A 5791-nucleotide genomic window follows, 5' to 3' on the forward strand; every position below is an offset into this window, starting at 1 on the left:
CCGGCATCACCTCGCTGGTCAACATGGCGCCGGTGTTTTTTTCCATCTACGCGTTCTGCTGGGTCCATGCCGACAAACCCCTGGCCCGGAAGTACCACGCACTGGCGGCCGTGCTGATGACACTGACCCTGTTTCGCGTCTATGCGTGGTCGGAGCGGCTGGCCCTCATCGAAGCGGCCATACCGTTCGCGGTGGCAGGCGGGTTCAAGCTGTCCAAAGGCGTGCCCACCGCAACCCGAAGGCTCGCGATCCTGGTGGGGCCGTTCGCACTGGTGCCGCTGCTGATCCTCTACTTCGGTGCCTCCGAGTACTTCAGGTCATGGCAGTCAGACACCTACGCCGGCAAGATGAGCTTCTGGGAATTTGCCATCGGCCGCTTCGCGAGCTACTACTACACCTCGTTGAACAACGGCGCCGGCGTGCTCGCCACCTTCGAGTGGCCCTCGCTGCGTTTCGAAAACACCTTGATGTGGGTTCACAAATTCCCCTTGGGCGTGGGTGAAGGCTTTGGCGTTCTGGTGGGCCAGCCCCGAACGGAGTTCAACCACTTCAGCCAGTTCCTGGCCCGCTACGTCGACCAGGAGTTCAACAACCCGTCGGGCCTGTTTTCGGTCGTCTACGACATCGGGCTGCCCATGGGCATCGTCTACTTCTGTGCGATCGCGCTGGCAGCCGGCTACGCCCTGAACCTCTATCGCCAGGCCCATCCCGCCGGCGCGTTGATCTACCCGCTGCTCTACCTGTCGTTTCTCGAGATCTTCAGGTACCCCTATCTCGGTGCGTCGCGGGCCTTCACCTGGCAGATCGGCATCGTGCTGGTGTTCGTGCTGGCCGCGCTCGTCAAACAACTGGGTCGCAGCAAGTGAGCCAAGCACCACGCCTGGCCTGGATCGATGCGCTGAAGGGCATCGGGATCGCGCTGGTCGCCTTTGGGCATCATCCTGCGCTCTGGGCGTACTCCGAGGCCTCGGCGCGCGCGATCTTCTCGGTCAGCATGCCGCTGTTCTTCTTCATCACGGGCCTGACCCTGCACTACGGCATGAGCGGCAAGGCGCTGGCCGCCCGTGCGTTGTCGTGCGTGATCCCGTTCTTCTTCATCTCCTTGATCTCCGTGCCCATGATCTTTCGGCTGCAGCCCGATGCGACGCTGGCTGATATCGCCATGGGTGTCTTGTACGGAACCGGGCACACGATCGCCACCGTCCCGCTGTGGTTCCTGCCCTGCCTCGCGGTCGCGCTGGTTTTGGTGTTCCTGCTCGACAAGATCGGGGAACTGCTGGCGGGCAAAAACAAGCCGCAAGCTGTCATCACGCAGCTGCTTCTGTTTGCGTTGCTGCAACTCGCTTGGCAACTCGCCCTGACGACCGACTACCAGCTTGCGCGACAGATCGGCTGGGGCGACCTGCTCCGCTCCGGCGCGCCCTGGAGTGCAGAGGTGGCGCTGGCCGGGGCCAGCTACATCATCATCGGGCGGCTGTTCGTCCAGCAACTCGGGCAGACGCAGTGGCTTGCAGCGTCGCAGTGGCGAGCGGCTCTTGCCATCGGCGCGGTCTTCCTGGCGTTGAACTTTCTCTTGCGCCCCGAGGTTGACCTCAACTGGCGCTACGACAGGCCGTTCGGCCTGAGCACGGTCATCGCGCTCACGGGCATCGTGGCCATGGTGGCGACGGCGGTGTCGATCCGGAACCGTCACACCCTGTCGGTGCTGCGCTGGCTCGGCACCTCGACCATCCTGATCCTCTGGCAACACTCGCTGTTGGAGAAAACATCGTTCAAGCTGTTGGCGCCGCATGTGGGCGACTTGGCCGCCTTGCTCGTGTCGCTGGTGCTGGCCTTGTCGATCCCGGCAACCCTTGCCACGGTTCTGAAACGGTTTCCGCTGATCTACAACTTCATCGCGCCCAACCCCTGGCTGAAGAAACTTCTGGCCGACAAGCCCGTGGGCGCAAGCAAGCTGCCGCAGGTGCGCACCGAATGAATCGGCAGTCCGCATGAAGCGAAGAGAGCTTGTTCTCGGCGCAGCATCGATCGGCTTCGCATCGGCCAGCCACGGCGCTTCCCGCACCCTCGCCTCGTTCGGCGCGCGCGGCAACGGTGACGCCGACGACACCGCCGCGCTGGTTCGTGCGCTGACCGACTACGAAGGTGACCTCGTCGTCGCCGCCGGCACCTACCGCTACGCCCGCACGTTGCAGCTGCGCGGGTCGGGCCGCAGCATCCGTTTCGAGCCCGGTGCCGTGCTGATGGGCGACGACCCCTCGGTCAGCGGGCTGGAGATTCGCCAGGCCACCGGCGTCACCCTGTCGGGCGCGTCACTCGCCTGGCGTCGCGAGCCACGCCAGCGCATTCGCTTCGGCGCAGGCGTGTTGGTGATGGGCGGGGCCGACGTGCGTGTCGAGCGGGTGCGCGTCGAGGGCTTCGAGGGCGCTGGCGTGTTGTTCGAGTCGTGCCAGCGCCCGGTGGTGTCGGGTGCGCGTGTGCGCAAGACCTCGGCCGACGGCGTGCACTTCGCCAACTGCGGCCAGTCGCTGGCAGAAGACATCGACTGCGAGGACACCGGCGACGACGGCCTGGCTTTCGTCAATTACCGCAGGCTGCCCGATGCCTCGGGCGGCACGGCGCGCCGCATCGTCGTCACCAACTCCAACGCACGCGGCATCACGGTCGTGGGCCAGTCGGATGTGAACGTGTCGGAGTTTCGGGTCACGCGCACACGCGGCAGCGGCATCTACGTGGCACAGGAAGATTCGTATGCCACACGCTTTCCACACAACGCCGTGTTCGAGCGCGGCCAGGTCGACCAGGCCGGTGCCATCGAAGGCCGTGCCGGCAACAAGTGCGGCGCCGAGCTCGTGCGCGCCCACAACGCCCGCTTGTCGTCCATCACCATCAGCCACTCGCGCTCGCGGCTGGTGGGCGTCAACGGCGCCACCGGCACGCTGCGCCTGTCCAACCTCACGCTGCGCGACAACACCGACGGCGAGGGGGTCTACATCCAGGCCAGCGAACAAGTACAGATGAACGACTGCCGTGTCACCAACGCCTTCAACACCGGCCTCTACGCCAAGGACTTGCAGATGCTCGAAGTGAGTGGTGTCGAACTCGAAGGCTGCGCCGAGCGCGGCGCCTCGCGCACGGCGGTGTGGCTGGAGAACGTGCGCGACCTGCGGGCGCGCTTCGGCAAGGTGGAGGCCAGCGCTGGCATGGCTAGCCCCCCGCGGGTTGTGTTGCGCGGCATCGGGGCTGGCGCGTTGTCGGTGCCCACCGCCTCGGCGGGCCGGCGCGTGTCGGTGATGGCCGAAGAGTCACCCACCCTCGGCGTGGAGTTGCGATGAGCGGGCTTCTCATCAACGGCCGCTTTCTCACTCGCCCTTTGACGGGCGTGGATCGTTTTGCCATCGAGTTGATGGAAGCCTACAGCGCCAGCGTGCCAGCCCGCACGCCGCAGCCCCGCGTGATGACACCCGATGCGCCGCTCGTCAACCCTCCCGCCTTCGCGAGCCGCAGCGAGCTGCTGCGTGTGGGCCAGCGCCAAGGCCACCTGTGGGAGCAGCTCGACCTGCCGCGCGCGGCCGGCGACTCGCCGCTGGTGAACCTGTGCAACACCGCCCCCGCGCTGCGCCGCCAGCAGATGGTGGTGGTGCACGACGCCGCGACCGTCGCCAACCCGGGCAACTACAGCCTCGCCTTTCGCAGCTGGTACCGGCTGATGCTTGGCGGCGCGATGAAACGCTCGCGCGTGGTGGCCACCGTGTCGGCCTTCAGCGCCGGCGAATTGAGCCAGCACTTCGGCCGACCGCTCCAAGACATCGAGGTGATTCCCGAGAGTGGCGAGCACCTCCTGCGTGAAGCCGCCGACCCGTCCACCGTGCAACGCCTCGGGCTCGTCGGCAAGCCCTTCGTGCTGGCGGTCGGCAGCCTCTCGCCCAACAAGAACTTCGGTGCGGTCGTCGCCGCGATGGCGCTGCTGGGCGACGACGCCGTGCCGTTGGTCGCCGTGGGCGGCGGCAACAGCAAGGTGTTTGCCGATTCGTCCGCCGCAGGCCCGGGCATCGTGCGCACCGGCTACGTGAGTGATGCCCAGTTGCGCGCGCTCTACGAAGCCGCCTCGTGTTTTGTGTTTCCCTCGTTCTACGAAGGTTTCGGCCTGCCCCCGCTGGAGGCCATGGCCTGTGCTTGCCCGGTGATCGTGTCGCGGTGTGCCTCCATGCCCGAGGTGTGCGGCGACGCTGCGCTTTACTGCGACCCGCACGACCCCACCACGCTCGCCACCGAATTGCGGCGTTTGCTCGGCTCCGAGAGCTTGCGTGCCGAGTTGCGCGCAGCCGGCGCCGCACGCTCGGCGCAGTTCACCTGGGCCCGCGCCGGGGCGGTGTTCGACGACATCGTGAAACGGCGATTGGCATGACCCTCCCACCTGACCAACACATGCAGAGCAGTATGCAGAGCAAGCCCCTGAAAGTCGCCGTGGTGCACGAGTGGCTGGACACCTACGCCGGCAGCGAGCGGGTGGTGGAGCAGATCTTGAAGGTCTACCCCGCAGCCGACCTGTTCACCGTGGTCGACTTCCTGAAAGACGAAGACCGCGGCTTCGTGCTCGGTAAACGCGCCACCACCACCTTCATCCAGCGCCTGCCGGGGGCGCGCAAGCACTTCAGGTCGTACCTGCCCTTGATGCCACTGGCCATCGAGCAACTCGACCTGTCGGGCTACGACCTGGTGGTGTCGTCCAGCCACGCGGTGGCCAAGGGCGTGATCACCGGCCCCGACCAGCTGCACGTGAGCTACGTGCACTCGCCCATCCGCTATGCCTGGGACATGCAGCACCAGTACCTCAACGAGTCCGGCCTGGCCAAGGGCTTCAAGGGCGCCATCGCGCGCCTGGTGCTGCACTACATGCGCCTGTGGGACTTGCGCACCGCCAACGGCGTCGACGTGTTCATCGCCAACTCGGCCTTCATCGCACGGCGCATCCGCAAGGTCTACCGCCGCGAGGCGCAGGTCATCTTCCCGCCGGTCGACCTGGACCGGTTCCAGTTGCAGGAACGCAAGGAAGACTTTTACCTTGCCGCCTCGCGCATGGTGCCCTACAAGAAGATGCCGCTGATCGCCGAAGCCTTCGCCAAGATGCCGGAGAAGCGCCTGGTGATGATCGGCGACGGGCCCGAGATCGATCGTGTGCGTGCGGTCGCCGGGCCCAACGTCACGGTGCTTGGCTACCAGGGCACCGACGTGCTGGCCGACCACATGCGCCGTGCACGCGCCTTTGTGTTCGCGGCGGAAGAAGACTTCGGGATCATGCCGGTCGAAGTGCAGGCCTGCGGCACGCCGGTGATCGCGTTCGGCCGCGGCGGCGCGACCGAGACGGTGGTGACCGAAGGGGCTCAGCGCACCGGCCTGTTCTTCGACGAGCAGACGGTGCCCGCGATCATCGACGCGGTGACCCGCTTCGAGTCGGGCCCGCCCTGCACGGCCGCCGCATGCCGGGCCAATGCGGAGCGCTTTTCGGTGGCGTCTTTTCAGGCTGGCCTGCAGGCTGCGGTGGCGCAGGCGCTGGCTCCCGCTACAGCTTCTTCCTGAGCACCGCGCGCAGCCGCAAGCCCGCCACCAGGGCCAAGCTCGCCTCGGCGGCCAGCAAGGCCCAACCATAAGACAGCGCGCCGGTGGGCACCAGCAGCAGCATCGTGATGAACACGGCTGCCGCCACCATAACCACCATCGCGTAAGACCGCTCCTGGCCGAAGGCGATCAGGCACTGCATGCCGAACAGTTCGGCCGCAGCGTTGAGCGG

4 protein-coding genes and 2 pseudogenes are annotated in these 5791 nt (G+C 66.5%); 5 read left to right on the top strand and 1 reads right to left on the bottom strand.

Annotated features, from left to right (window positions below):
• From RMO40_RS01415 to RMO40_RS01435, 5 genes and pseudogenes are all read left to right on the top strand, one after another.
• Positions 1-866: pseudogene (locus tag RMO40_RS01415) on the top strand (hypothetical protein); the annotation flags it as partial.
• Positions 863-1978, top strand: coding sequence for an acyltransferase family protein (locus RMO40_RS01420; protein WP_309715254.1), 1116 nt, complete (start codon positions 863-865; stop codon positions 1976-1978). The pseudogene RMO40_RS01415 and the gene RMO40_RS01420, both read left to right, overlap by 4 nt.
• A gap of 13 nt (positions 1979-1991) precedes the next feature.
• Positions 1992-3335 (top strand): right-handed parallel beta-helix repeat-containing protein, encoded by a 1344-nt coding sequence (locus RMO40_RS01425; RefSeq protein WP_309715257.1) that lies wholly within the window; start codon positions 1992-1994, stop codon positions 3333-3335.
• Positions 3332-4408 (top strand): glycosyltransferase, encoded by a 1077-nt coding sequence (locus RMO40_RS01430; protein ID WP_309715259.1) that lies wholly within the window; start codon positions 3332-3334, stop codon positions 4406-4408. Before RMO40_RS01425 ends, RMO40_RS01430 begins: the two co-directional genes overlap by 4 nt.
• A pseudogene (locus RMO40_RS01435) lies at positions 4405-5577 on the top strand (glycosyltransferase family 4 protein); the annotation flags it as partial. The gene RMO40_RS01430 and the pseudogene RMO40_RS01435, both read left to right, overlap by 4 nt.
• Here RMO40_RS01435 and RMO40_RS25460 read toward each other — a convergent pair.
• Positions 5564-5791: hypothetical protein (locus tag RMO40_RS25460; RefSeq protein WP_489660087.1), on the bottom strand; the 228-nt coding region annotated here is incomplete at its 5' end. The pseudogene RMO40_RS01435 and the gene RMO40_RS25460 sit on opposite strands and share 14 nt — an antisense overlap.

The organism is Rhizobacter sp. (assembly GCF_031412075.1).
Taxonomy (GTDB): Bacteria; Pseudomonadota; Gammaproteobacteria; order Burkholderiales; family Burkholderiaceae_C; genus Rhizobacter.